This is a genomic window from Klebsiella sp. C360, assembly GCF_048822415.1.
Taxonomy (GTDB): domain Bacteria; phylum Pseudomonadota; class Gammaproteobacteria; order Enterobacterales; family Enterobacteriaceae; genus Klebsiella; species Klebsiella quasipneumoniae.
In genome coordinates this window covers 32690-57937 of the sequence record NZ_JBMEZZ010000003.1, presented here as the reverse complement: position 1 = coordinate 57937, position 25248 = coordinate 32690, and the positions used below count along the sequence as shown (strand labels likewise).

Sequence of the window (25248 nt, the reverse complement as noted above, 5' to 3'; positions counted from 1 at the left end):
GCTAAGGTTAGTCTGAGTGCATCATACAGGATGCGCGTAATCAATAAAAGAGAGGCTCCCCTTTTGGAGTAATAGCCAAAGCAAGACCGCCATTAAGGTTAATTTTTTGATTTCAGACAACTTGAACGTAGACGCTATCGCCCGGCGACGCTAGCATTAAGGATTATAAATGTAACCTGCTACACAAATCGGCCCGCTGTTCCCCTGCCGCCGGATTTCACTGTAGACATCAAGGATTTGTCATCATTATGAATCGACTGTTCCGCCTGCTGCCGCTGGCCAGCCTCGTCCTGACCGCTTGTTCTGTTCATACCCCCGAGGGGCCTGGCAAAAGCCCGGATTCGCCGCAGTGGCGCCAGCACCAGCAGGCTGTTCGCAGCCTCAACCAGTTCCAGACCCGCGGGGCGTTTGCCTATCTCTCCGATGAGCAAAAAGTCTATGCCCGCTTCTTCTGGCAGCAGACCGGCCAGGACCGCTATCGCCTGCTGTTGACCAACCCGCTGGGCAGCACCGAGCTGTCGCTGACCGCGCAGCCTGGCAGCGTGCAGTTGATCGACAACAAAGGCCAGACCTACACCGCCACCGATGCCGAAGAGATGATTGGCCGCCTGACCGGGATGCCGATCCCGCTGAACAGCCTGCGCCAGTGGATCATCGGCCTGCCGGGCGACGCCACCGACTATTCGCTGGACGATCGGTACCGTCTGCGTGAACTGAACTACACGCAAAACGGCAAAACCTGGCACGTCACCTACGGCGGCTACACCAGCGATACCCAGCCCGCCCTGCCGTCTAATGTCGAGCTGAACAATGGCGCCCAGCGCATCAAGCTGAAGATGGATAACTGGATCGTGAAATGATGAGCCGCTGGCCCTCACCTGCAAAACTGAATCTGTTTTTATATATCACCGGCCAGCGGGCCGATGGTTACCACACCCTGCAGACGCTGTTTCAGTTCCTCGACTACGGCGATACGCTGACCATCGAACCGCGCGCTGACGGCGAACTGCGCCTGCTGACGCCGGTGGCCGGGGTGCCGGACGAAGAGAATCTGATCGTTCGCGCCGCGCGTCTGCTGATGCGCGCCGCCGGCGAAAGCGGCCGCCTGCCGGCGGGCAGCGGCGCCGATATCAGTATCGATAAGCGCCTGCCGATGGGCGGCGGTCTGGGGGGCGGCTCGTCCAATGCCGCCACCGTGCTGGTGGCGCTCAACCATCTCTGGGGCTGCGGACTCTCGGAAGATGAGCTGGCGACCCTTGGCCTGCAGCTGGGGGCCGATGTGCCGGTCTTCGTGCGCGGCCATGCCGCCTTTGCCGAGGGGGTAGGTGAAATTCTGACGCCGGTGGAGCCTGAGGAAAAATGGTACCTGGTGGCCCATCCGGGCGTCAGTATTCCGACGCCGATCATTTTTCGCGACCCGGAGCTACCACGAAATACCCCGCGCCGGTCAATTAATACGTTATTAAATTGTGAATTCAGCAACGATTGCGAGCTTATCGCAAGAAAACGTTTTCGCGAGGTTGATGCCGCGCTTTCCTGGCTGTTAGAATATGCGCCGTCACGCCTGACCGGCACAGGGGCCTGTGTGTTTGCTGAATTTAACACCGAATCCGCTGCCCGTCAGGTGCTGGACACTGCCCCGGCATGGCTAAATGGCTTTGTGGCGCGCGGAGTAAATCTCTCGCCGCTCAAGCAGGCCCTGCTCTGAATCCTGCGCCGTGAGGGCGCATCGTTCATGAGTCAGCCGGGGAAATTGAGTTACGGTGACAACGTCACCCTGTTCCAGACGTTGCATCGTGCTCTTTAAATACACCGACTGGATCGAATGGCGCCAGCCCGCACATTATTGGCCCATTCATCCACCACTGGACGCATGCCTGAGGTTCTTCTCGTGCCTGATATGAAGCTTTTTGCTGGTAACGCCACCCCGGAACTAGCACAACGTATTGCCAACCGCCTGTACACTTCTCTTGGCGACGCCGCTGTAGGTCGTTTTAGCGACGGCGAAGTCAGCGTACAAATCAATGAAAACGTACGCGGTGGTGATATTTTCATCATCCAGTCCACTTGTGCTCCCACCAATGACAACCTGATGGAACTGGTTGTTATGGTTGATGCTCTGCGTCGTGCTTCGGCAGGTCGTATCACCGCCGTTATCCCTTACTTCGGTTATGCTCGTCAGGACCGTCGTGTTCGTTCTGCTCGTGTGCCAATCACCGCGAAAGTGGTGGCAGATTTCCTGTCCAGCGTCGGCGTTGACCGCGTACTGACCGTTGACCTGCATGCAGAACAGATCCAGGGCTTCTTCGATGTGCCAGTTGATAACGTGTTCGGCAGCCCAATCCTGCTGGAAGATATGCTGCAGCTGAACCTGGACAACCCGATCGTGGTTTCTCCGGACATCGGCGGCGTGGTTCGTGCTCGCGCTATCGCTAAACTGCTGAACGATACCGATATGGCTATCATCGACAAGCGCCGTCCGCGCGCCAACGTCTCCCAGGTGATGCATATCATCGGCGACGTCGCGGGTCGTGACTGCGTGATGGTCGACGATATGATCGACACCGGCGGCACCCTGTGTAAAGCGGCAGAAGCGCTGAAAGAGCGCGGCGCGAAACGCGTATTCGCTTACGCGACGCACCCGATCTTCTCCGGCAACGCCATCCAGAACATTAAAAACTCTGTGATCGATGAATTTGTCGTCTGCGATACCATTCCGCTGGCACCAGAAATTAAAGCGCTGGATAAAGTGCGTACTCTGACGCTCTCCGGTATGCTGGCTGAAGCTATTCGCCGTATCAGCAATGAAGAATCAATCTCTGCTATGTTCGAACATTAATCGAGCCGAGCACAAAAACCCGCTGCGGCGGGTTTTTTTGTCTCTGAATTTTTAATTCTTCCACAAAATCATTCGGCATGCGTCAAGGCGGCAAGTGAATGAATCCCCGGGAGCGTACAGGCAGTACGTGACCGGGGTAAATGAACGCAGCCAACACAGAGGCATCCCGAAGGATGATGTGGCAATGACCGATGCCTCCTTCACCTGCCATTCAGTTGACAGATGATGCGCTCATGGATGAAACATTATCGTGAACAGATTATTTTCCTCACATGTGATGCCTTTCCGCGCCCTCATCGACGCTTGCTGGAAAGAAAAGTACACCACTGCCCGCTTTACCCGCGACCTGATCGCCGGGATCACCGTCGGGATCATTGCGATTCCGCTGGCGATGGCGCTGGCGATTGGCAGCGGTGTGCCGCCGCAGTACGGCCTCTATACCTCAGCGGTGGCAGGGATTGTGATCGCCTTAACCGGCGGATCGCGCTTTAGCGTTTCCGGACCGACCGCCGCCTTTGTGGTGATCCTCTATCCGGTTTCCCAGCAGTTCGGCCTGGCGGGGCTGCTGGTGGCGACGCTGATGTCGGGGATCTTTTTAATGCTTTTCGGCCTGGCGCGCTTTGGCCGCCTGATCGAATATATCCCGCTGTCGGTCACCCTCGGCTTCACCTCCGGGATCGGTATCACCATCGGTACCATGCAGATTAAAGATTTCCTCGGCCTGCAGATGCCCCATGTGCCGGAGCATTATCTGCAGAAAGTGGCGGCGCTGGCGATGGCCCTGCCGACCATTAACGTCGGGGACGCCGCCATCGGCGTCGTCACCCTCGGCACCCTGATCCTCTGGCCGCGGCTGGGTATCCGTCTGCCGGGCCACCTCCCGGCGCTGCTGGCCGGCTGTGGGGTGATGCTGGTCGTCAACTTGCTCGGCGGCGATGTGGCGACGATCGGCTCGCAGTTCCACTATCAGCTGGCGGACGGCACTCAGGGCAACGGCATTCCGCAGCTGCTGCCGCAGCTGGTGCTGCCCTGGGATATGCCGGGTTCCAACTTTACCCTGGGCTGGGCTTCGCTGCAGGCGCTGCTGCCCGCGGCTTTCTCCATGGCGATGCTTGGCGCTATTGAATCTCTGCTGTGCGCGGTGGTGCTCGACGGCATGACCGGTACCAAACATAAAGCCAACAGCGAGCTGATTGGCCAGGGGCTGGGCAACATCGTTGCGCCGTTCTTCGGCGGGATCACCGCCACCGCGGCGATTGCCCGCTCGGCGGCGAACGTCCGCGCCGGCGCCACATCGCCGATCGCCGCCGTGATCCACGCCCTGCTGGTGATCATGGCGCTGCTGATCCTCGCCCCGCTGCTTTCCTGGCTGCCGCTGTCGGCGATGGCCGCCCTGCTGCTGATGGTGGCATGGAACATGAGCGAGGCGCATAAAGTCATCAATCTGCTGCGCCACGCGCCGAAGGACGACATCGTGGTGATGCTGATGTGCATGTCGCTGACGGTGCTGTTTGATATGGTGATCGCCATCAGCGTTGGGATTGTGCTGGCTTCGCTGTTGTTTATGCGCCGTATCGCGCGCATGACCCATCTGGCGCCGGTCAACGTCGAAGTGCCAGACGACGTGCTGGTGCTGCGGGTGATCGGTCCGCTGTTCTTTGCCGCCGCCGAAGGTCTATTCAACGACCTGGAGACCCGGATCGCCGGCAAGCGCATCGTGGTGCTGAAGTGGGACGCGGTGCCGGTTCTCGACGCCGGCGGTCTGGATGCCTTCCAGCGCTTTGTGAACAAGCTGCCGGAAGGCTGTGAATTGCGCGTATCTAACCTCGAATTTCAGCCGCTACGCACGTTAGCGCGCGCCGGCGTCAAGCCGCTGCCCGGACGCCTGAGCTTCTACCCCGATCGTCAGGCCGCGCTGGCTGACCTGTGATCACCCGGCGGCAGGCCCCTGCGCCTGCCGCATCAAGGCTCCGGTCGCCTGCTGCAGCCAGCTCAGCACCGCTGGCGTCATCCAGGTGCCCTTCATCAAATGCGGCTCCTGCTCCATTGCCTGACGAAACTTCTGCAACGTCTGCGGCCGGGTGCCGGCGTAGGACTGAAACAGCTCAAGCCACGCCCGGGCCAGCGCCTGACCCGACGCCGAGTCCGGCGCTACGCCTTCACGGCACGCCTGATGCAGCTTCGCCACCAGCGCTGGCCACTCCTGTAGCCGGTCGAAGTAGTGCCGGCGGGTGAACGCCATCTCCTCGTCGTCGAGATACCGCGCCCAGATGGCCAGTTTGCTTTCGGCAAAGGCTTCGGTGATAAAGGCAATGATGGCCGGGGTGACGCCGGTCTGTTCAACCATTTGCGGCTCGGCGGCATGCATCTCGTTCAGGCGGGTCAGAAACTCCGGGCGCCCGGCCGTATCCTGCTCCAGGCGCTCCATCCAGCGCGTCGCCAGACTCATCGCCTGCGGACTGTCCGTCGGGCAGCCGCTAGCCATCAGCGTCTGCACCTCCTCTGTTAGCTCGCGCCACGCCTGCGCGCGCTGTTCATCCTGTGCCGCAAACGGCAGCACGGCTAACTCCTGTTGACTAAACCAACGATCGTACATTTTCATTAACTCCAGCGTCTGTAGCCAGGACTCCAGATCGGGTTCATTGCCGCTCGCCAGCGCCTCGCGCAGCGCCAACAGCCGGTCGCGCAGCCTGCCGACATCGCGCAGTTGGTCATTAAGCGTCTCTATCTGCTGCGTCAGCAGTTCGGGTAGCGACAGCGTTCGCCGATCGAGATAGTCCTTGATGGTGGCGAGCGTCAGCCCGGTCTGCGCCAGCGCCTTGATCATATGCAGGCGCTGAACCGCGGACAGGTTATAGAGCCGATAGCCCGCCTCGCTTCTGGCCGAAGGCGTTAACAGCCCCGTCTGTTCATAATGATGCAGCGTACGCACCGTCAGCCCGGCGCGCTTCGCCAGCTCTCCCACCTGAATTAACATGACTGCTCCTCTCTGTGGCCAGGTCCGCTACTCTGCTGCCTGACGTAACGTCAGGGTCAAGCGAAAAACGCGCTTGATATTCACTTTTGGCGGCAACCATAGCATCACGAAGCTCAGGTCGGAATGGGGGTCGTCATATGGCGGGAAAAAGAAGAAGAGATAACGAGAGGCACAGTAAAACGCATCGGCCTTCAGGGACCGATGCGGGAATCATGCTGCGGTTAGCTGTGGCGATGCTGATTACGACGGCAGCGTTTATCGTAGTGGCGCACCCACCAGTAGCGGTCGCTGACCTGCTCGTGGCCGCCAATACGGGCACCGGCCAGCCAGAGCACCGCACCAACGAAGATGCTTAAGATTGCGCCATGCGCAAAGAATTGTGGCAGGTTAAGCTGCGGAAGCTGGTTCAGAATGGAGTAACCCACCCCCACAACCATCACCACCAACCCTAACCCCATGAGTACGTTACCGAGTAACGAAGCGTTTTTGCGTTTCATGTGTCACCTCCGGACTTTGGGTTGCCAGGGAATGTCCCCAAATCTTATAGGTGTAGTATAGACAAGGTCTCTTCTGTGGAGTGCGCCCACGATCACATTAGTGAACAGCAAATAGACAAAAATTTACAAATAAGCCTATGAACAATATCAAATTCTAATGGTTTAGAGAGTAAATCATCAATGCTGGTATTGTCTCGAGGCCAGAACTTTGTCAAGCGCGCCCGCAGACAGTACACTACGCGGCAGAGAATGCCCCATGCAGGAAAGAAAACGTGACCATTAAACTGATTGTCGGCCTGGCCAACCCCGGTGCGGAATATGCCGCCACCCGGCACAACGCTGGCGCCTGGTATGTGGATTTACTGGCGGATCGCCATCGCGCGCCGCTGCGCGAAGAGAGCAAATTCTTCGGCTATACCTCGCGCATCAACCTGGCGGGCGAGGATGTTCGCCTGCTGGTGCCCACCACCTTTATGAACCTTAGCGGTAAAGCCGTGGCCGCGATGGCGACCTTTTATCGCATCAACCCGGACGAAATTCTGGTTGCCCATGATGAGCTGGATTTGCCGCCGGGCGTGGCGAAATTTAAGCTTGGCGGCGGCCATGGCGGCCACAACGGCCTGAAAGACATCATCAGCAAGCTCGGCAATAACCCGAACTTTCACCGCTTACGCGTCGGGATCGGCCATCCGGGCGACAAAAACAAGGTTGTCGGCTTTGTACTCGGCAAACCACCTGCCAGCGAGCAGAAACTGATTGATGATGCCGTCGACGAAGCGGCGCGCTGTACGGAAATCTGGTTAAAGGATGGTCTCACTAAAGCGACCAACCGTTTACACGCCTTTAAGGCGCAATAAGCCGTTGTCGTGCGGCATTTTTGCCGCGCACCGTGTATAATAGGCAAAGCTATTCAATTTTCTGCAATCTGTTCCTGATAACAGATTGATTATCCAAAGATTAAGGTGATTTAAATCATGGGATTCAAATGCGGTATCGTCGGTTTGCCCAACGTCGGCAAATCCACCCTGTTCAATGCGCTCACCAAAGCGGGTATTGAAGCGGCCAACTTCCCCTTCTGTACCATTGAGCCGAACACCGGTGTCGTACCGATGCCCGATCCGCGTCTGGACAAGCTGGCTGAAATCGTCAAACCGCAGCGTATCCTGCCGACCACCATGGAGTTCGTTGATATCGCGGGCCTGGTGAAAGGCGCGTCCAAAGGCGAAGGTCTCGGTAACCAGTTCCTGACCAACATCCGCGAAACCGAAGCTATCGGCCATGTGGTTCGCTGCTTTGAAAACGACAATATCATTCACGTGGCAGGTAAAGTGAACCCGGCGGAAGATATCGACGTTATCAACACCGAGCTGGCGCTGTCTGACCTTGATACCTGCGAGCGCGCGATTCACCGCGTCTCCAAAAAAGCCAAAGGCGGCGATAAAGACGCGAAAGTTGAGCTGGCCGCGCTGGAGAAATGCCTGCCGCAGCTGGAAAACGCCGGTATGCTGCGCGCGCTGGATCTGACCAAAGAAGAGAAAGAGGCCATCCGCTATCTGAGCTTCCTGACCCTCAAGCCGACCATGTACATCGCGAACGTCAACGAAGACGGTTTCGAGAACAACCCATACCTCGATCAGGTTCGCGCTATCGCCGAGCAGGAAGGGTCTGTAGTGGTGCCGGTGTGCGCCGCGGTTGAAGCGGACATCGCCGAACTGGACGATGAAGAGCGTGATGAGTTTATGGCTGAGCTGGGTCTCGAAGAACCGGGCCTGAATCGCGTGATCCGCGCTGGCTACGCCCTGCTGAACCTGCAGACCTACTTCACCGCTGGGGTGAAAGAAGTTCGCGCCTGGACCATCCCGGTCGGGGCGACCGCGCCGCAGGCAGCCGGTAAGATCCACACCGACTTCGAAAAAGGCTTTATCCGCGCGCAGACCATCGCTTATGAAGACTTTATCGCCTACAAAGGCGAACAGGGCGCGAAAGAAGCCGGTAAAATGCGCGCTGAAGGTAAAGACTACATCGTGAAAGATGGCGATGTGATGAACTTCCTGTTCAACGTCTAATCCCGCTGGCTGGCGTTTCTGCCGCCATCGAGTAATAAAAAATCCACGCTCCGGCGTGGATTTTTTTTCCTGTGCGCAAGGCGGCGCGCTACTCCACGATATGGGTCTCTTCTGCCGCCTCGTAGCCATCAACGATCTGCACAATCTTTTTTAACTCGTCCTCAATAAAAGCCGGGGTGGCGCTTTCCCCTGAGGCCGGGTGATGAAGCTCCACCGAGATGCCGCTGGCGGCATTGGTCAGCGACAGGCTGATCTCCTGCGGATCCGCCGCAGACGAGGGTCGCCCGATATGCTGCGCGATGGTCGCCGCCGCCACGCGCGTATCAACTTCCGCGAGATGCCCCCACCTCATTTCAACATGCCCCTGCAGCCCTGCCTTTATCACCTGCAGCGTGTAGCCGCTTTTTGCCGTTGCCATCTCTTTTCCTCCGGTTTCGTTGCCCGGGCGTCATATTCTCAGCCCGGTTTTATCAGCAAAGTTCGAACATTTCTGCCTTGCCGTTAATGACTCTTTTCCACATAGGTCTGCATGTTTTCTTTGGTCACTAACTCAAACGGGATCCAGACATGGGACTCGACTTTTTCTCCTTTAATCAGCTTCAACGCCACCGCTAAGGCCGTTTTGCCCTGACCAACGGCATCCTGGAAAACCGTTACCTGGATCTTATCGCTGGCCAACGCTTTCAGCCCATCCGGCGTGGCGTCGATGCCGCCGATCAGCAGCTTCTTCTGGCTCTTCTCCAGCGCCATCGCCGCGCCAATCGCCATCTCGTCGTTGTTCGCCGCCACAATATCAATCGCTTCCCCGTTGCCTGTCCAGTTCTGCATCAGATCCATTCCCTCGCTGCGGGAATAGTTGGCCGGCTGTTTCTGCACCACTTTCATCGCCGGATATTTGGCCACCACCTGCTCTACGTCCCTGGTGCGCTGCAGCGCGCCGGCATCGGTGAGATTGCCGATCATGATGGCGACGTTGCCTTTGTAGTTCGCCAGCTTCGCCAGCGCTTCCATCTGCAATGTCCCGGACTCCCGCTCGTCCGAACCGACAAACACCACGCCAGGGGGTAACGTTTTATCCCCCGGCGTCCGGTTCACATACACCAGCGGCATCCTGGCCTGCTGCGCCATCTTCGTCAGCTGCGGGGTGCTGGCGGAGTCCACGGGGTCAACGATGATTGCGTCCACGCCGGAGGCAATGAAGCTCTGCACCTGATCGGCCTGGCGCCCGGTGTCGCCGCGGGCGTCTTCGAACTGCACCTCGACCTGGCGGGCATGAGCTTCTTTCTCAATGGACTGACGAATAATGGTGAGAAAGTTTTGATCGAAGTAAGCCATCGAGACGCCGATCTTCTCCGCCAATGCCGAAGCGGAACTGGCCAGAAGGCCAACTAACAGGATGATGTTACAGTGCTTCATAGCATGCCCTCAGAGTTTGAAATAAAATTTTCAATATAAAACCAAACGATATATTTAAATCATTTTCAGACTACGAAGGGCGTAGAGTTCTTGCAATCATGATGTAAAGAAAATGTTGCCATGCGCACACTTTATTTCACCGCCTCACTCACCGAGGGCCCACCTGGTTGCGGGTCGCGCAGCGGGCGGTGGCGCCGGCTGTTTTCGCTTCAGCAGGGCATACTCCACGATCAGCTGTTGCAGATGCAGTTCGGCGAGACTGCCGCGGGCGGCTGGCCAGGGTTGACCTGCGGGGAGCGCGGCCAGCTCGCGCAGCTGCTCTTCCAGCGGAACGGCGCGGTTAAGCGACTGCATAATGGCAAACACCGCCGTTTTCAGTTCGCTCACCGTCAGGTACTTCCCCTTCTGCTCGTCGAGGGCATTGAGCTGACCGGCGAGCCGTTGCAGCTGACGCATGCCCTCCGCCCAGCCGGTGAGGTTTTCCGCGGGCAATGCCGCAGCGCTTAGCTGCCGCTGCCACTTTTGCGCCAGGGGCTTTGCCTGTTCCGGCCAGCGGCTCAGGGCCAGCTGGACCAGCCGGTCGCCGTAGCTTATCGCCCAGTCCGGCGCCAGGCGGGCGAGATCGTCAAGCTGGCGCTGCGCCTGGCGCAAATCGACCGGCGCGTGGGGAGATGCCCCCGGGAGGTCCGCTAGCGGCCCGGCTTGTTGCGTCATCACAGTCGGCGGCAAATCGGTCTGGCGCAGCGCCAGCCATCCGCCGACGGCGATGCCCGACACCGCCAGCATGGTGACCATTCCGGCGATAAATGGCTTCCAGCGCGACGCGGCGACCGGAGTCGATGCCATCCCTGGCGCGGGCCGCTTTGCTGGTGAAGACGGAGCCGGCGGCTCAGCCTCTGGTCTACGTTGTCGTTCTGGCGCTGGCTCAGCCTTCGCAGCATCCTCTTCGCTGACCAGAGCGTCGGGAAGCGCCGCCTCAGACATCGCCACCGGCGGCGCGACGGGAGGCGCTGGTGCAGGGTCGAGGTTCTCAAAGCGGGTTGCCGTGCTGCGCAGCAGCGCCCGCAGGTCATTCAGCGGGTTTTCAGGCGCGATCTCAAGGCGCTGGAGCACCGCGTCGAAGGTTTGCAGCGAACACTCAGCCTGGCTAAGCGACGCAAGATCGTCCGGGGTGAGATTCAGGGTGCGGATCACCTGCCGCAGCCGCTTGCTCAGGGTGCGGAAGATTTCGGTGCGGGCCGGGAGCGCCTGCGGCCACAGGTTTTTACCCTGGTGGGCCAGCAGCGTTTCCAGCAGCGATAGCCCCTCGTTGATCCCTGCCAGGCCGTCCAGCCGGGCGCGGGCCAGCGTATACCAGGCGACAGTCTGCAGATCCGCGCCGTGATGCTCCAGCAGCGCACGGGCAAGCTGCTCGGCATACGGCCAGTTAATATCCGGCCGCGCCGGGTGGCTGAGCTTGTTCATTTCCGCACGCAGGGCAATAAAATCAGCCAGCGTGCGTGGGTCGCCACCGGTTTTATAGCGGCGGTCTTTATGTGTTGTCATCATGATGTCTTTCAGCGAGAGATTAGAGGGCGGAGCGGGCGTCAAGGTACTGCTGACGTTTAAGGTGGCGGATCAGCACCCTGCCTTCAGGCATAAACTCTGTACCGTAACGAACCAGACCGATATCCTTCAGCTCAGCATCAATGGCATAGCGCAGTTCGCCGGGCGCATCCTGATCGAGCATCACCACCGCGATCCGCTGCAGGCGCGGTTCGTATTTCAGCAACACCGCCGACAGCGTACTCATCAGCTGATGCGCCGACGCCGGCATGCCCTGGAGGATAGCGGTCATATCCGGCAGGCCGTAGTCCGGCAAATGGGCCAGCGTTCCGGCCCGACAGTTGAGGATGCGCTGCATGTTATCGAGCACCGACAGGATGACCTGATCCGTTTCGCTGACGTTGTTCAGGTCCAGCCCGCCGGCGAAATTGCCGTAGAGGATGTCGTACAGGGAGGGACGAGGCATTTCACTTCTCCTTAAGCGGGTGCAGCGTCAGTTGATTTTGGCTGGCTTCGATAATGCGCGGTCTCGCCGGGTCGAGATCGTCCCGGGTGAGTACCAGCCGCCAGCTATTTAGCGTCAGGTCGGGATCGATAAACATGGCCGCCACCGCCACAAACTGCGCGCTGGTTTCCATGGGCATATCAACGGTCACCGATTCACCCGGACGCAGGCGAATATCTTTTTCCGCCACCCGGTCCGCCTGCAGCGCCTGGCCATCGCCGGCAAACAGCGACGGGTAGTCAGTATTGTCAAACGCCTGCCGGTCCTTCAGCTGGTAAATACGCACCACCGTCGCCAGGGAGGCGCCTTTGGCGTTGTTATTCACGCCTTCCCGGGCGCGAAGATCCAGATGAAGCGTTTTCACCTGGGGGTAAAAAATGGACTGGGTCACGGAAACGGCGCCGTCTTTCACGGTCTGCGTCAGGCCGCAGCCGGTTAAGAGGGTGACCATGAAGAATGCCAGTAACGTGGCAGAGGGTTTAACTGCGGTAATCGCCATCTTCATCGCTCTCCCTGCGGTGGAGGTTTTCCCGGACGCGCTGATAGCGCCCCAGATAAATCGTGATCCTGTCGTCAGCCTGCTTCTGCGCATCCAGCGGTTGCAGCACAGCCGTTCTCCCGAGCTGGACGGCATGCGCCTGCTGGCAGCAAAGTTGCGCATCCGGCAGTAAATGGCGGGCGACGCAAAGCTGCAGCCGCACGTCGAGATGAGATCCGAGCCAGACGTGCAGGAGCGCCATCAGGTCGCTGAACAGTTCGCCGCCGGGCAGCCAGCCGCGGACCTCATCAGGCTTTTCCGTCGCCAGCTGCAGCAACACCTGACCGTTTACATCCGTAGCGTGAGTTCCCATCACTGGCCTGTGTTGCAGGCTAACCGGCTGGCGGATGCTCATCGTTAACGGCTGCGACAAGGGGATCCGGCAGGGATCGTGGTGGTACACCGTCGCCCGGGTCCCCGGGGCCAGGAGCGCCACCAGCGCCTCCATGCCTTCCCCGGATCTCCCCGGCAGCATCATTACCGGCAGCAACGCCAGAAATCGCGACAGCGGCGCTGCGGCAACGGCGGCACATCCCGGTATACCCAGCCCCGCCAGGCCCAGCAGATACTGCGAGGTGTTGTCCGTGCCACCCGCCCGAAAGGTTGCCGGGTAGGAATATTTGCGCCAGATACGGTAATACTGGGCGATCAGCCGATGGTTAAAGATATCGAGAAAATCCTCGGTCGCCTCGACGCCTTCCCGCCGTTGCGCAATGTCATCGCTATAGTGTGTCGGTAGCGGGGATTCCACGCCGTAGAGACCCATAAAAGCAACGCGAACCGCCGGCGGCCGGGGCGGGTCAGGATCGTCCATTCCACGGATTTCGCCGGCCGGGAAACCCATCCCCGGATGCGGGCGAAAGCGTATGGGTTCATCACCCACCAGCCAGCCGCTGCCGATGATCGGCGCCTTCGGATGGTTCTCCTCCAGCAACTGGCAGAAGCGGTAAAAATTCATGTACGGCAACTGAGGCCGGAGCTGCGCCATCAGCCGGGCAGGCGCAGACTGTGATTCTCTTTCCACCGGATACATTTCCCTTCAGGTTGAACAATGAGCGTCAGCTGGATGAACTGATTCATATCGGCATACAGCGCGAAAAAGCGGTTGAGCATGTCGCCAAACAGATGGACATCGCCCGCGCCGGTAAATCCACTGCCGTCGAGCGTCACTTCGATATCCAGCCCGCGCAACAGGAAGCCCTGCTCGAAACGCTGAATTCGGTGATGACTGACCGCCAGAATGGCGTCCAGACGGCGGTTATTGAGCTCATCTTCCCGCCAGTTGTAGAGCGACAGCGTGCCGCGCAGCACCTCGGCGCTGCTCATCATGTTGAGAAAACGGGTGCCCAGATGGCTCATGACCCGCCAGTGGTAGCGGTCTTCCGCCGGGGGATATGCCGGCAGCGTGGGTTTACAGAGATTACGGACGGTAAGCGGCGTGGCTGATATCGACTCACAGCGATCCAGCAGCGTGCTCTGTAGCGCCCGGCGCGGCAGCTGGCCGTTAGTGCCGGTGATGCGCAAGGAGACCGTTTCCCGCTCCAGCGCCCGGTCGGCCTCCCATTGTTGCCCGCCGAGGATAAGCCAGGTATCGTGCATGCCGGTGACGCCCCGCTTGACGCGGGTGTGGTAGTAGCGCTCCGGCGCATGGCGACGCATCATCCCGCCCTGGTGACGAAAGCTGGTGAAAGGCACATAGCGTGCCTCCCCGGTGCGCCCGGAGCCGGTCACGCTGTCAACAGAATAAATTTCGGTATGCCCGTCCTGCAGGCGCTTCGGACGCAGGAGGTATTCGCTCTCCAGCCCGCTGATGGTCAACGGGTCAGCCTCGAGGGTAAACAGGTTAATCACCGGCACACAGTGCAGGCGCAGGCTGCTTGCGCTGACGGGCAAATCGCTTTGCCAGACCTCGCTGAACACCACTTCAAGCGTGAAATGCGCTATCCCCGCCGGCAGCGTCATGTTTTCCAGACCATTTAGCTGCACGAACATAAATTTTTCGCGAAAGGTGAAGTACTCGAGCAGCAGCTGATAGCCGCTGAAAGCGCTCTCCCCCTTCGGCCATAAACGATCCTCCTCGCTAAATCCCCCCGGCGAAAAATAGCCGTCCAGACTTACCCGCTCCGCCTGCCCTGGCAGACGCAGGTACAGCGCGGCCTGACGTCGGGTCAGCCACAGATGAAGAGCGCTGCCGGTAACGGCGTCCTCCCCCAGGTACAGCGGCAGGCGGCGGAGATCGGTCTGCGACCAGTCCGCCAGCTCGCTACAGGCGAATCGTAGCCGCAGGGCCGAACGTCCGTCCGGATCCGCCGTCATCACCGCCTCCTCTATCGCCAGCGGATTAAGCGTCAGATCGCGGGTGGTTCGGTACCGGCACACGGTATTTTTCGGCCCCAGTGGGCGGGAGCTTATCTCAAACCCGGCGGGCACCGTTTCCACCATCTTCATCGCCGGCAGCGTTGGGGTCAGCGCCACGATCGATAACGACGGAATGGTGCGCAAATAGTGCGGCCACAGCATGCTGACCAGCCCCTCGGTCAGCTCCGGCAGATCATCATCAATTTTTTCGCGCAAGCGACCTACGGAAAAGGCAAAGCCTTCAAACAGGCGCTCAACGTAAGGGTCCGGCGTGCCGGCTTTATCGAGATCCAGCATCGCCGCCCGGTCGGGGTGAGCCTGCGCGAACGCTTTTGCCGCCTCACGCAGGTAGCGCATTTCAGCGTCAAAATATCGCAGGGTTAAATCGTCCATTATGACTATTCCATTATTCGTCTTCAGGGAGACACGCAGCATGGCTGCGCGGGCAGATTCGTTTACCGCCGGGGGCCATGAGCAGAGGCGGCCCGGCGTCGCAGGTCAGCGCGAATCAGTGAGGGAGTCGGTTTCAGGATCCCTCTTCGCCGGGTATATCGTCGGTCAGCGGAACACTCTCAGCAGGCGCGCGCACGCTGAATATCGTCTCAGGTAGCGTAAAGTTTCGCAGGGCCAGCAGCGCCAGCGGTCCTTCCCCCGACTCGGTACGCAGGGTGTAGTTCAGCAACAGACCATCCGGCGCTTTCCAGCTCAGGCTCCAGCTGCTGCTCGTTCCGGGATAAGCGCTGACCACCGCCTTATCCAGCAGGCGGATCCAGCCCCAGGCGCCCGGGAAATCGCCATACTGGCGGGTGCCCGCCCGGGTACTGATCCAGCTCAGACTAGCGCCCGGCGCTTCGGTGTCGGCGGGCCAGCTGAACCGCCGCCAGGCCGGCATCTGGTTCATATAGACAAGTTTCTGACTGTCGATGACCAGCTCCGTCTGCATCACACCGTCCGCCGTGCCGGGGCGTAGCGCAAAATGCAATCCCGCTTCGCCGTTAGCGAACGCGACGTCGGAGAGATGGCTCAGAGTATTCATCGCCTGCAGAAAGGCCGGGTTAAACGTCAGCCCCTGGGCATTGATACTGTCCGCCATCCAGCGGCTCCCCTCTTTATGCAGTACGCCGTTCAGCCGGGTCTGCAGAAAGCGGGCGATGCGTCCGGTCTCGCTATTGAGATATTTTGCCAGCAGCGGCAGTGAAACTTCACTGCTGGTATTTTTAAAGGGGTAGCGACCGCCAAAAGCGCTATTCCAGTCCTCCACCACCGCGCTGCGCCACTGGGCGTTGAGACTTTCCGCCGCCGGGGTCAGCACCTGCTGCCAGGCCTGCTCCATCGGGCGAACAAACAGCGTCTGCCCAAAACCACTCCACTGCTGGCCCAGTCCCGCCGCCACCAGGCTGCCGTAGTCGCGCGTTTCGGTTAGATCCACAGCCTTGCCCTGGAACACCGTCTGCGCAAGCAGGCGCGTCATCGCCTGCGGGTCGGTGGCGTTGGTGACCTGCTGCAGGCGCAGACGCACCTGGGTGACGCGGGTCAGGAAGGTCTGCAGGCTAAGACGGCTGGTGGGCGTCCCGCCGTCGCGATTGTCCAGCAGCGCCAGTACGGGCCCGAAGGTTGCATCCAGAGGACCGCGCGCGCCGGACTGCTGATCGATGGCGGGTGGGTTGTCACGGTTGAACAGCTGCCTGGCCGATTTGACCAGCGAATCGGCGATGGCTTCCCCGGTCTGGCCGGTTCGCCCCTGCACGCTCAGGGTGTTCATCAGCGCCACCAGCGGCGACTGGCGCACATCGGCCATCAGGGTCAGCTGGTCGATGGCATCGGAGAGGGTCGCCGCGCGCTGCCAGCGCAAACTGTTGAGAAAATCCAGCCAGGCGCCGCTAAAATCAGCGAAATAACGCTCCGCCAGCCGGGCTCGCAGAGTTTCCGGCGACGTCGACTGCGCGGCAGGCTGCTTCGCGTCGCTCAGCACCCAGTCCATTTCATCGCGGCGTTCCGCGACCACTTTCTCAATGGCGGGCTGCACCGTCTCTTCCCAGGCTTTCCGGCTGAACATCCCCGGCACCACCTCATCGGTGGTGAGCAGGCGCGACGCGTCGGTGTCGCCGGTCATGTCCGCCAGGTGCAAGTCCGCATACTGGTTCGCCACCTGCGCGAGCATCTTCTGATATAGCGTGGACTCACTGTTGCGCTGGCCCAGTTGGCGAATTAACCGTGTGCGCGCCTGGCTGACCAGACCGTCATCGACAGGCAGACGCCACTGCGGATGCGACGCCAGGCTGGCAGCGTAAAATGCCAGTAGCGAAGGGCCGCTTCCCTGCCAGACGGCGTCGGCGATGCCTGAGCGCTGCGACCAGTCCTGCATCAGCGTGGTGGCAAACCAGGACGCGTCCATTCTCTCAGGGCGCGAGAGCATCAGGTACAGTTTTAACTGGTCGTAAGCCGTTTTTGCCCTCTTCTCGCGAAGCGGACTGTCCGGCGGAAGCTGCGCAAAGGCATTCAGTTGCCCTTCCAGATGGCGCGCCGTCGCATCACGCAGCAGCGGTAAGGCGCTTTCGCCATAGCACGGCAGAAGCGCCGCCAGCAGGTCATCATTCTGGCTCAGGCCAGCGCGGAGGTACCAGGGTACTCCGTGCTGTGAGCGGTATTCCAGTTTAGAAAGCGTTTTCTGTAACGCGGAGAGCGCATGCAGGCGTACGGCCAGAGGCTGTTTTCCCGCCGAGGCCTGCTGCACCTGCTCCTGTGCGGTCGCAACCAGCTCGCGGTTGGCGATAAAAGAGACTGACATTGAGACGGCCCAGAATAACATCAGGGCGGCAGTGGAAGCAGAGACAGCTCTTCGCCAGGGAAAGCCAATCTTTCGTGCTTTTAAGCCGGATGCCCTGAGAGATTCCAGTAACACGTCCCAGCGTTTATCGTGGCGCCAATGATGCTTCAGGCTGTGCGACGCCTGCGGCGATGACGGGCTGAACACAACGCCGGCTAACGGTAACGCACGATGAGGTTCCAGAAACGTCGACAGGGGAACACTAATCCGCTCCGGCTGCCGCGTGAGTTGGTCCGCCAGGCCCAGAAGAAAATGATGCTGCGGGTTACCCGTGACCTGTTGTACTCCAGTCTCTAACAGTCTTGAAGGCAACGCCGACAGTAACTGGCGCATCTGCGACGACTGACAGTCTGGCGGGAAGAGACTGCCGACAGATTGCACGATGCGCCCGGCCTGATCATCCGCCTGGGGATGCAGCGACCAGACATACAGTGGTACAGCCCACCCTAGCAGTGAGAAACGTTCAGCCAGATCATGGGCAATGTTATCTATATCCTCCATGGACAACAAAGCGGGGGATGCGTGCTGATTGGCTGCGGGCAGATGATCAAACGCAGAAGTGACCCACACCAGCCCATTCACAGGGGGGCGAAAGCGTTTACGCAAAGCAAAAAGCCAGTCATTATCCGACGCGCTCTGGGGTTCCCCACCCCAAAGCAATAATGTGTCTCCATTCTCCTGCCAGTACTGGCTACTCAGGCCCGGTGCAAGGCGTTCAACATCCGCCACGCTTCCCGTGAGCATCAGAATGGTCATTTTGCCAGCCCCAAAGCGACCATACTGGCGACGCAATGTCTGCCTCATCTCAATAACGGCGCGGTGACTCTGGGAAGCCGGCTTCAAATGCTGACCACTTGTCAATGGCGCCCCCTGCCCCTTCAGATGGCGGCCGAGTATGAACTGCACAATACGGCCGCCATAACGAAAAAGCAGAATAAGGATCCCTAAGCCCAGGCAGAAATAGAGTTTCGCTTGCAGCGTATTCAATCCAATCTTGTCGCCATAGTGATATATCCCCCACAACATTGCGCCAGCTATCAGCATCAGTACCCCAAAACGGCTACCTAAGCGCAATATGCTATCCGTTGCATTCATCCTTATTTCCTGCAGTAAGAAGATTCGAGAAAGATTCAGACCCACCACCAGGGGCTGATATGACCGTCTGATGAGATAGTGTGTAGTCACGAGGCTTGCCGCCTCTCAGGCAGCGCGAACGGGCCTGGCCTGGTGAAGCTCTGATGATAGTGGTAAGGGGGTTATCACCGTGGCCCATAATGGTTGGTTGGCAAAACCGTCGCCACTCACAATGAGTTGAGATTTATCGTCACCGCACCGTACGATTGCTCCAGCGATCGCGACCCAGGGTGCTGCGACGCCTGGATAACCCAGGCTACTGTCCAGGTTGTAGAGATCACGACCGATATTGATCGGGCTCGACAACGCGATCAATCCCGTTGCGATGGGCTGATGATAGTTCATCTTGATACCCACCAACCAACCGGCAGGCACGGCCTCCGCGGGTAACGCGGCCCAGTCAAACGCGCGCGCAAAGGCATAATGAAACGCCTCGTGGCTTATCCCCTTCACCTGCTCTGGTCGGTGGAGAAGCGCCAGTGGCATAAGATCCGCCGCGACCTGAGGACTGGCAAGCAACAGGCTAACCACCGTTTCTGCCGTTCCCTCAACCTGTTTGGGAGCAACCTGTAGCGCCACAATCAGCATCAGGGATGGCTCAGTCATCGGCTGATCCAGCCAGTGGTCTATCATCTGCAGCCCTTTGCCTTCCAGATACGTCACCGGTTGCCGGATGTGGCAGCTCTCCAAACACTGGCGCCAGATCGACTGTATCTCGCTGACGGACATGCTGCTGTCGCTCTCTATGATTAATGACAGCGGTATCTCTGCAGGAACAGATGCTAGTACAGAAGTCAGCTCATTCAACGTATTGCCCATGATGCGCCTAACCAACTGTTCGGGCGTTTCGTCGCCGACACGCATCAGCCGACTATGTCGTATACCTTCGTCACTCCACCAGGATGGCTGCGTTTTTAAAGCAGGAGTATTGTTTCGTAACGCCTCTAGCTGCCCCTTACCATCACGATCATCCGGGAGACGTAATGCGGTGTGTAAGCTCACGCCCAGGATTGCCAGATGGCGCCGCCCTCTCTGGATTTCACGACTCAAAATCTGTTCACGATCGTTATCCCAGCCATCAGCCATTGACTGTAACCCTTTATACCAGGCGATACGCAACGCCAGCAGAATAAGCCAGAGTAATGCCGGTAATATCAACGCCGTTTGCCAAAAATCCGCGGTGTTTATTTGGAGTTTATCTGTATTGCTCATAATGGCCCAGCAGGTGCCTGCTGCCAGCCAACACAGCAAAAACAGCAACCAAACCCACCACACCGGTGCTCGAGGCCGTTGAGCAGGCGGGGGAATACGTTTTAAATCGACAGGCATCGTTAGCGCACCCTGGCTTGTGGCAGGCTCGACAGCAATATGCAACCACAAGCACAACGGTGGCCATGGAACGCAACCGGTATACCATGATCGCTAAAAGTAGGATGCCCTTCGGCAATCACCGTCGGACCATGGCCTTTGATCGGACAACTGACGGGATCGCCCAGCCGCGCCACGCCGATACCACCAAATTTCATATTACTGGAACCACTGAGCACTTTCCCGCCCCCGGTATGCGTATCGCCTGTACGAATAATTCCTTTCATAACTTTATTAACCTTGTAGCATTTAACGAAAATAAATAGCTGCGATAATTAGCATTTTTTTGCGCAGCCATTTCCTCAGTATCAGAGTTATAACGCGCGAGAAAATTTCTCCAGCTTAAGCAGACTTAAAAGTTCGGAATAGTTTAGATGGAAAGTCAGTTTCTCCGGCAGACGACGATAGAGATCTGGCAATTCGGTCAATTGATAGAAGAAATTATTTTCATTGAATTCTTTAATCCTCGTGAGTTCGGGCATCAATTCCATCATCGGCACATCCGCAGAATAACCATGCCAAACTTTAGCCAGATTACTCATTTTTTTGATGCAGCCTTCACATCCTTCATTAATGCCTTTTTCCCACAAACGATAGGCATCTAATCTCCTGCCTTCCATATCGGCAAGCAAGCCAAGATGATCATAAGCCCCTGCATAACCTTGCCCTACAGCACTTTCCAGTAACTGCTTACCTAATGGGTGCAGTTCCTGAACCCTGACAACAATAGTTCCTCCTACTGCTGACATGGCCTGTGGACTACCACGCTTGATGGCTTCAGCATACAAGTAGTACATTTTTTCATCGTCTCGACCAAACAAATACGACACATATTTGTAGGCAGCAATAGGGATGCCACGAGAAACGAGTTCGTGCAGTTTGGTGGAAGCATGCTCTATCGGAGTCTCCGTACCAGGATATTTTATTGCCCAGACACTATTTACATATGCTGCCTTCCAGCTTCCGGTTTTTATTTCTGTGGCAAGCAGTCCTTCACGTTTTTGCTTATGTCCAGGGTTGTTCCAGAAACCCTTTATTTGATCTCCCTCGGAAGTATACTGAACCAGTTCACTGAACGCCTTTTCAGCAATCTTATTTTCTTCAGGTGTAAATCCAGACGCGTTATGACAGACAAATTTCATACTCTGAAAATACTTCATCAAACCCGGATCAGGATTTATTTGCCCAGCCGAATCCACCCACTTCGGAGAATGATTAAAATCTTCTAAATTAGACTGCCCCGCTGCTATTCCTGAGAAGAAAATAAAAAAGCCGATTAAAAATTTACGCATATGATTTGTCCTTAAATTTATAGGTATTAATGCCAGCGATAACTCGCCGTAAGAGGAGATTTATGCCTCGCCCGTCAGTCGCCAGAACACTAGCTCTCTCCCCGCAGCTATTTATCGCGAAGCGAGCAGGAGCGCAGGCGGACAAGATTTTTTTTATCCAACGGTATGATGTCTCCCTCGCGGAAGAAACGGATGGCACGTTCGTTCAGCCCTTTACGGAGCCGCCACGCTGTCCTTCTCAAAGTCCGGTGACGTCGGCAGCGGTCTGCCCGTTGCCGGGTTCAGCTGTTTCGCTTTCGCAAGTTTCTCTATCAGCGCTGCATCAGGCACTGGCGGCGGGATATTGGCCTCCCATTCCTCCAGCCACTTCAGCTTGCCGTCCCACTCCGGCAGCGGCGCCGGCGGCAGCGGCACGATATCGTTGATTTCCGGGACGACAGGCTGAGCCCATGAGTATTTCGCCAGCACAGCGCCTATCTGCTCATAACGACGGGCACGCTCCGGGTCTTTCTCCAGTGCCAGATAGAACAACCTGTCCATTGGTTCAGGTCCGGAAAATCCGTGCATCAGGAAACCGGCTGAGGTTGAATCTCCCGCTGCCACACCCAACTGGAATGCCTCAGTTGCCTGCTGAAATCGCTTATTATTTTTCAGGTTAACACCCAGATCACTGGATACTTCTCTATCTCCCTGTTCAGCAGCACAGCGACGCATCTGACGGGATATATCCGGCGCAATATCAATCGGAGCGAGTTTATCCCCCACATACGCCTGCGCCTGGGGATTCCCCTCATCTGCCGCCTTACGATAGTAACGCAGCGCCATCTCCGGGTCCTTCGCCAGCCCTGCCGCACCGTGCTCCAGGAAAATGGCAATAAAGTAATAACCGGCAGCAACCTTCGCATCAATCAGTTGCTGACTCAGGCGCAGACGTTCATGGCTGCTCAGCGCAAAGCGCCCGCGCAGCGCGCCATTCTGCAGATTAATACTGGCTTTATAATGACCGTTTTCCGCCGCTATCCGGTACAGACGGGCAATCTCCGCATCCACCGTTTTATCCCGGTTAATCAGATTATTTTTTTGCCGCCAGCGGGCGTATTTAAACAGGACATCGGTATCAGCAGATGCCTCAGGAATAATCTGGTGTTTACAGGTAAACGCCAGGGCTGCGCTTATATCGCTCAGCGGCTCTGATGATGCCTCCTTATGGGCGCTCTTCTGGTCACAGCCTGACAGCAGCAGGCTGCCCAGCACTATCCATGTCGTTATCCCTTTCATTCCCTGACGCTCTCCTTTTCCTTTTCATCTGCAGAGCTTATGCCTCGCCGACACGGCGCCACACCGTCTCCTGCGCTTCCACGACCAGCCTGTCACGCAGCGGCCAGGGACGTGGCCGAACGAAGGTCACCTTTTCCACCGGCATGATGTCCCCCTCGCGGAAGTAACGGATGGTATATTCACTCATCCCTTCACGGGGCCGCCACGCCGGCTGCCAGTAGCCGCTTTGCGGGCAGGGCTCGCCGCTGCGGCACTGCAGCCGCGCCACGCTGTCCTTCTCAAAGTCCGGTGATGTCGGCAGCGGCCTGCCCGTCGCCGGGTTCAGCTGTTTCGCCTGCGCCAGTTTCTCTATCAGCGCTGCATCAGGCACTGGCGGCGGGATATTGGCCTCCCATTCCTCCAGCCACTTCAGCTTACCGTCCCATTCCGGCAGCGGCGCCGGGGGCAGCGGCACGATATCGTTGATTTCCGGGACGACAGGATGGGCCCATGAGTATTTCGCCAGCACAGCACCTATCTGCTCATAACGACGGGCACGCTCCGGGTCTTTCTCCAGTGCCAGATAGTACAGCCTGTCGGTCGGTGCCGGGCCTGCAAATCCTTTTTCCAATGCATAGGAAGATGTTTCATCACCAGCAGCGACTCCTAACTGAAAGGCTTCTACAGCCTCCTGATATTTCTGATCAATTGTTAGCATAATTCCTAACGAATTAGCCGCTTTTCCCTCACCTTGTAGGGCCGCGCATCGAAACATCTGCATGGCTACCTGAGGAGCTCTTTTGGCCGGAAATAGTTTTTCGCCTAAAAAAGCCTGCGCCTGAGGATTCCCTTCATCTGCCGCCTTACGATAGTAACGCAGCGCCATCTCCGGGTCCTGCGCCAGTCCTGCCGCACCGTGCTCCAGATAGATGGCAATAAAGTAGTAGCCGGCGGCCACCTTCGCATCAATCAGTTGCTGACTCAGGCGCAGACGTTCATGGCTGCTCAGCGAAAAGCGCCCGCGCAGCGCGCCGTTCTGCAGATTAATACTGGCTTTGTAATGCCCGTTTTCTGCCGCGATGCGGTACAGACGCGCAATTTCCGCATCCACCGTTTTATCCCGGTTAATCAGGTTGTTTTTCTGCAGCCAGCGGGCATATTTAAACAGCACATCGGTATCAGCAGATGCCTCAGGAATAATCTGGTGTTTACAGGTAAACGCCAGTTGGGCGTTAATGTCGGTCAGCGGGTTCATGGGGAGATCCTTGTGGGTATTGTTCTGGTCGCAGGCGACCAGCAGCAGGCAACCCACCACGCCCCACATCACTATCCCTTTCATTCCGTCACTCCATTTCCACGATTTCTGTGCATTAACGCCAGCGGTAACTCACTGTCGGAAGAGACTTATGCCTCGCCCACCAGTCGCCAGTGCACCTGCTTCTCTTCCCGCAGCCATTTATCGCGCAGCGGCCAGGGGCGCGGACGAACTATGTCCACCGTCTGCGGCGGCATGATTTTCCCCTCCCTGAAATAGCGGATGGTGTTATCACCGATCCCCTCATGCGGTATCCACGCTGGTTGCCAGTAACCGCTTTTCGGGCACGGTTCGCCGCTGCGACACAGCAACAGCGCCACGCTGTCCTTCTCGAAATCCGGTGATGTCGGCAACGGTCTGCCTGTCGCCGGGTTCAGTTGCTTCGCTTTCGCCAGTTCCGCTATCAGCGCTGCGCTGGGTTTTGGCGGCGGGATATTGGCCTCCCACTCTTCCAGCCACTTCAGCCTGCCGTCCCACTCAGGGAGCGGCGCGGGTGGCAGCGGGACGATATCGTTGATTTCCGGGACCGCGGGGTGAGCCCAGGAGTATTTTGCCAGCACAGCGCCTATTTGCTCGTAGCGCCGGGCGCGCTCGGAGTCTTTTTGCAATGCAAGATAATATAATGTATCCGTTGGTTCAGGCCCATTGAATCCACTCTCTAAAAAACTAGCTGACGTTGAATCACCAGCAGCCACTCCCAGATGAAAAGCTTCGACAGCATCCTGATATTGTTTATTATTTTTCAGATTAACACCCAGATCACTGGACGCCTCTCTCTCTCCCTGTTCAGCAGCACAGCGACGCATCTGGCGGGATATATCTGGTGCCATATCGGCAGGCGCCAGTTTATCGCCCACATACGCCTGAGCCTGAGGATTACCCTCATCCGCCGCCTTGCGGTAATAGCGCAACGCCATCTCCGGGTCCTGCGCCAGTCCCGCCGCACCGTGCTCCAGATAGATGGCGATAAAGTAATAACCGGCGGCAACCTTCACATCAATCAGTTGCTGGCTCAGGCGCAGACGCTCATGACTGCTCAGCGAAAAACGCCCACGCAGCGCCCCGTTCTGCAGGTTGATACTGGCTTTGTAGTGTCCGTTTTCTGCCGCTATACGGTACAGTCGCGCAATTTCCGCATCCACCGTTTTATCCCGGTTAATCAGGTTGTTTTTCTGTAACCAGCGGGCATATTTAAACAGCACATCTGTATCAGCAGATGCCTCAGGAATAATCTGGTGTTTACAGGTAAACGCCAGTTGGGCGTTAATGTCGGTCAGCGGGTTCATCGGCGCATCCTTGTTCATATTGTTCTGA

Annotated in this window: 21 protein-coding genes and 1 pseudogene; 6 read left to right on the top strand and 16 right to left on the bottom strand. The window is 58.0% G+C overall.

All coding sequences use genetic code 11. The features are described 5' to 3' along the window. Positions 1-248 precede the first annotated feature (248 nt). From lolB to dauA, 4 genes are all read left to right on the top strand, one after another. Positions 249-860 carry a lipoprotein insertase outer membrane protein LolB gene (gene lolB / locus ACOI7D_RS09145; RefSeq protein WP_023290149.1) on the top strand — a complete coding sequence of 204 codons (612 nt, stop codon included), beginning with the start codon at positions 249-251 and terminating at the stop codon, positions 858-860. Beyond that, positions 860-1708, top strand: a complete 849-nt coding sequence (gene ispE / locus ACOI7D_RS09140) for a 4-(cytidine 5'-diphospho)-2-C-methyl-D-erythritol kinase (protein ID WP_072413462.1) — start codon at positions 860-862, stop codon at positions 1706-1708. The genes lolB and ispE overlap by 1 nt, the downstream gene beginning before the upstream one ends. A 183-nt stretch (positions 1709-1891) precedes the next feature. Beyond that, positions 1892-2839: a ribose-phosphate diphosphokinase gene (gene prs / locus ACOI7D_RS09135; protein ID WP_002910407.1), complete on the top strand. Its 948-nt coding sequence runs from the start codon at positions 1892-1894 to the stop codon at positions 2837-2839. Positions 2840-3089: 250 nt separating this feature from the next. Continuing rightward, on the top strand, positions 3090-4769 hold the full coding sequence (dauA, locus tag ACOI7D_RS09130) for a C4-dicarboxylic acid transporter DauA (protein WP_060592501.1): 1680 nt from the start codon (positions 3090-3092) through the stop codon (positions 4767-4769). On the opposite strand, the gene ACOI7D_RS09125 is transcribed toward dauA, so the two are convergent. Both ACOI7D_RS09125 and ychH read right to left on the bottom strand, forming a co-directional pair. Continuing rightward, on the bottom strand, positions 4770-5816 hold the full coding sequence (locus tag ACOI7D_RS09125) for a MerR family transcriptional regulator (RefSeq protein ID WP_048297769.1): 1047 nt from the start codon (positions 5814-5816) through the stop codon (positions 4770-4772). A gap of 221 nt (positions 5817-6037) precedes the next feature. Further along, on the bottom strand, positions 6038-6313 hold the full coding sequence (gene ychH / locus ACOI7D_RS09120; protein ID WP_002910437.1) for a stress-induced protein YchH: 276 nt from the start codon (positions 6311-6313) through the stop codon (positions 6038-6040). A 272-nt stretch (positions 6314-6585) separates the two neighbouring features. Between ychH and pth the strand changes: the two genes are divergently transcribed. Then, positions 6586-7170 carry an aminoacyl-tRNA hydrolase gene (gene pth / locus ACOI7D_RS09115; RefSeq protein ID WP_004180389.1) on the top strand — a complete coding sequence of 195 codons (585 nt, stop codon included), beginning with the start codon at positions 6586-6588 and terminating at the stop codon, positions 7168-7170. Positions 7171-7287: 117 nt separating this feature from the next. Continuing rightward, entirely contained in the window at positions 7288-8379 is a 1092-nt protein-coding gene (gene ychF / locus ACOI7D_RS09110; RefSeq protein WP_002910443.1) for a redox-regulated ATPase YchF, read from the top strand. 88 nt (positions 8380-8467) lie between these two features. On the opposite strand, the gene ACOI7D_RS09105 is transcribed toward ychF, so the two are convergent. The 14 genes and pseudogenes from ACOI7D_RS09105 to ACOI7D_RS09040 form a co-directional block, all read right to left on the bottom strand. After that, positions 8468-8797 (bottom strand): DUF1869 domain-containing protein, encoded by a 330-nt coding sequence (locus ACOI7D_RS09105; RefSeq protein WP_023290153.1) that lies wholly within the window; start codon positions 8795-8797, stop codon positions 8468-8470. 83 nt (positions 8798-8880) lie between these two features. Next, the gene (locus ACOI7D_RS09100; RefSeq protein WP_032453309.1) at positions 8881-9795 is read right to left on the bottom strand and encodes a sugar ABC transporter substrate-binding protein; all 915 of its coding nucleotides are present in this window, start codon (positions 9793-9795) and stop codon (positions 8881-8883) included. A gap of 131 nt (positions 9796-9926) precedes the next feature. Beyond that, positions 9927-11343, bottom strand: a pseudogene (locus tag ACOI7D_RS09095) (VasL domain-containing protein). Positions 11344-11362: 19 nt separating this feature from the next. Then, complete coding sequence (gene tssE, locus ACOI7D_RS09090; protein WP_048297773.1) at positions 11363-11806, bottom strand: type VI secretion system baseplate subunit TssE; 444 nt, start codon at positions 11804-11806, stop codon at positions 11363-11365. Between the two features lies 1 nt (position 11807). Next, complete coding sequence (gene tssJ, locus ACOI7D_RS09085) at positions 11808-12344, bottom strand: type VI secretion system lipoprotein TssJ (protein WP_072199221.1); 537 nt, start codon at positions 12342-12344, stop codon at positions 11808-11810. Then, positions 12325-13341 (bottom strand): type VI secretion system baseplate subunit TssG, encoded by a 1017-nt coding sequence (gene tssG, locus ACOI7D_RS09080; protein ID WP_072199222.1) that lies wholly within the window; start codon positions 13339-13341, stop codon positions 12325-12327. The genes tssJ and tssG overlap by 20 nt, the downstream gene beginning before the upstream one ends. A gap of 29 nt (positions 13342-13370) precedes the next feature. Next, on the bottom strand, positions 13371-15134 hold the full coding sequence (tssF, locus tag ACOI7D_RS09075) for a type VI secretion system baseplate subunit TssF (protein ID WP_109547192.1): 1764 nt from the start codon (positions 15132-15134) through the stop codon (positions 13371-13373). 133 nt (positions 15135-15267) lie between these two features. Next, entirely contained in the window at positions 15268-18663 is a 3396-nt protein-coding gene (locus ACOI7D_RS09070) for an ImcF-related family protein (protein WP_109547191.1), read from the bottom strand. 105 nt (positions 18664-18768) lie between these two features. Then, a complete protein-coding gene (locus tag ACOI7D_RS09065; protein ID WP_109547190.1) occupies positions 18769-19914 on the bottom strand; it encodes a hypothetical protein in 1146 nt (381 codons plus the stop codon). 119 nt (positions 19915-20033) lie between these two features. After that, positions 20034-20297 (bottom strand): PAAR domain-containing protein, encoded by a 264-nt coding sequence (locus ACOI7D_RS09060; RefSeq protein ID WP_109547189.1) that lies wholly within the window; start codon positions 20295-20297, stop codon positions 20034-20036. Positions 20298-20384: 87 nt separating this feature from the next. Next, the gene (locus ACOI7D_RS09055; protein ID WP_109547188.1) at positions 20385-21362 is read right to left on the bottom strand and encodes a hypothetical protein; all 978 of its coding nucleotides are present in this window, start codon (positions 21360-21362) and stop codon (positions 20385-20387) included. 213 nt (positions 21363-21575) lie between these two features. Beyond that, positions 21576-22640, bottom strand: coding sequence for a sel1 repeat family protein (locus ACOI7D_RS09050; protein ID WP_072413364.1), 1065 nt, complete (start codon positions 22638-22640; stop codon positions 21576-21578). 37 nt (positions 22641-22677) lie between these two features. Beyond that, the gene (locus tag ACOI7D_RS09045; protein WP_109547187.1) at positions 22678-23958 is read right to left on the bottom strand and encodes a sel1 repeat family protein; all 1281 of its coding nucleotides are present in this window, start codon (positions 23956-23958) and stop codon (positions 22678-22680) included. Positions 23959-24023: 65 nt separating this feature from the next. After that, entirely contained in the window at positions 24024-25220 is a 1197-nt protein-coding gene (locus tag ACOI7D_RS09040; RefSeq protein ID WP_226453141.1) for a sel1 repeat family protein, read from the bottom strand. Positions 25221-25248: the final 28 nt, after the last annotated feature.

Coding starts and splice junctions, on each gene's coding strand:
- ychH (WP_002910437.1), bottom strand. CDS start 6,313: ATGAAACGCAAAAACGCTTCGTTACTCGGTAACGTACTCATGGGGTTA.
- ACOI7D_RS09065 (WP_109547190.1), bottom strand. CDS start 19,914: ATGAGCAATACAGATAAACTCCAAATAAACACCGCGGATTTTTGGCAA.
- ACOI7D_RS09060 (WP_109547189.1), bottom strand. CDS start 20,297: ATGAAAGGAATTATTCGTACAGGCGATACGCATACCGGGGGCGGGAAA.
- ACOI7D_RS09045 (WP_109547187.1), bottom strand. CDS start 23,958: ATGAAAGGGATAGTGATGTGGGGCGTGGTGGGTTGCCTGCTGCTGGTC.
- ACOI7D_RS09050 (WP_072413364.1), bottom strand. CDS start 22,640: ATGAAAGGGATAACGACATGGATAGTGCTGGGCAGCCTGCTGCTGTCA.
- ACOI7D_RS09055 (WP_109547188.1), bottom strand. CDS start 21,362: ATGCGTAAATTTTTAATCGGCTTTTTTATTTTCTTCTCAGGAATAGCA.
- ACOI7D_RS09100 (WP_032453309.1), bottom strand. CDS start 9,795: ATGAAGCACTGTAACATCATCCTGTTAGTTGGCCTTCTGGCCAGTTCC.
- ACOI7D_RS09070 (WP_109547191.1), bottom strand. CDS start 18,663: ATGAATGCAACGGATAGCATATTGCGCTTAGGTAGCCGTTTTGGGGTA.
- ACOI7D_RS09125 (WP_048297769.1), bottom strand. CDS start 5,816: ATGTTAATTCAGGTGGGAGAGCTGGCGAAGCGCGCCGGGCTGACGGTG.
- lolB (WP_023290149.1), top strand. CDS start 249: ATGAATCGACTGTTCCGCCTGCTGCCGCTGGCCAGCCTCGTCCTGACC.
- tssF (WP_109547192.1), bottom strand. CDS start 15,134: ATGGACGATTTAACCCTGCGATATTTTGACGCTGAAATGCGCTACCTG.
- ispE (WP_072413462.1), top strand. CDS start 860: ATGAGCCGCTGGCCCTCACCTGCAAAACTGAATCTGTTTTTATATATC.
- tssE (WP_048297773.1), bottom strand. CDS start 11,806: ATGCCTCGTCCCTCCCTGTACGACATCCTCTACGGCAATTTCGCCGGC.
- ACOI7D_RS09105 (WP_023290153.1), bottom strand. CDS start 8,797: ATGGCAACGGCAAAAAGCGGCTACACGCTGCAGGTGATAAAGGCAGGG.
- ychF (WP_002910443.1), top strand. CDS start 7,288: ATGGGATTCAAATGCGGTATCGTCGGTTTGCCCAACGTCGGCAAATCC.
- ACOI7D_RS09040 (WP_226453141.1), bottom strand. CDS start 25,220: ATGAACCCGCTGACCGACATTAACGCCCAACTGGCGTTTACCTGTAAA.
- tssJ (WP_072199221.1), bottom strand. CDS start 12,344: ATGGCGATTACCGCAGTTAAACCCTCTGCCACGTTACTGGCATTCTTC.
- tssG (WP_072199222.1), bottom strand. CDS start 13,341: ATGAATTTTTACCGCTTCTGCCAGTTGCTGGAGGAGAACCATCCGAAG.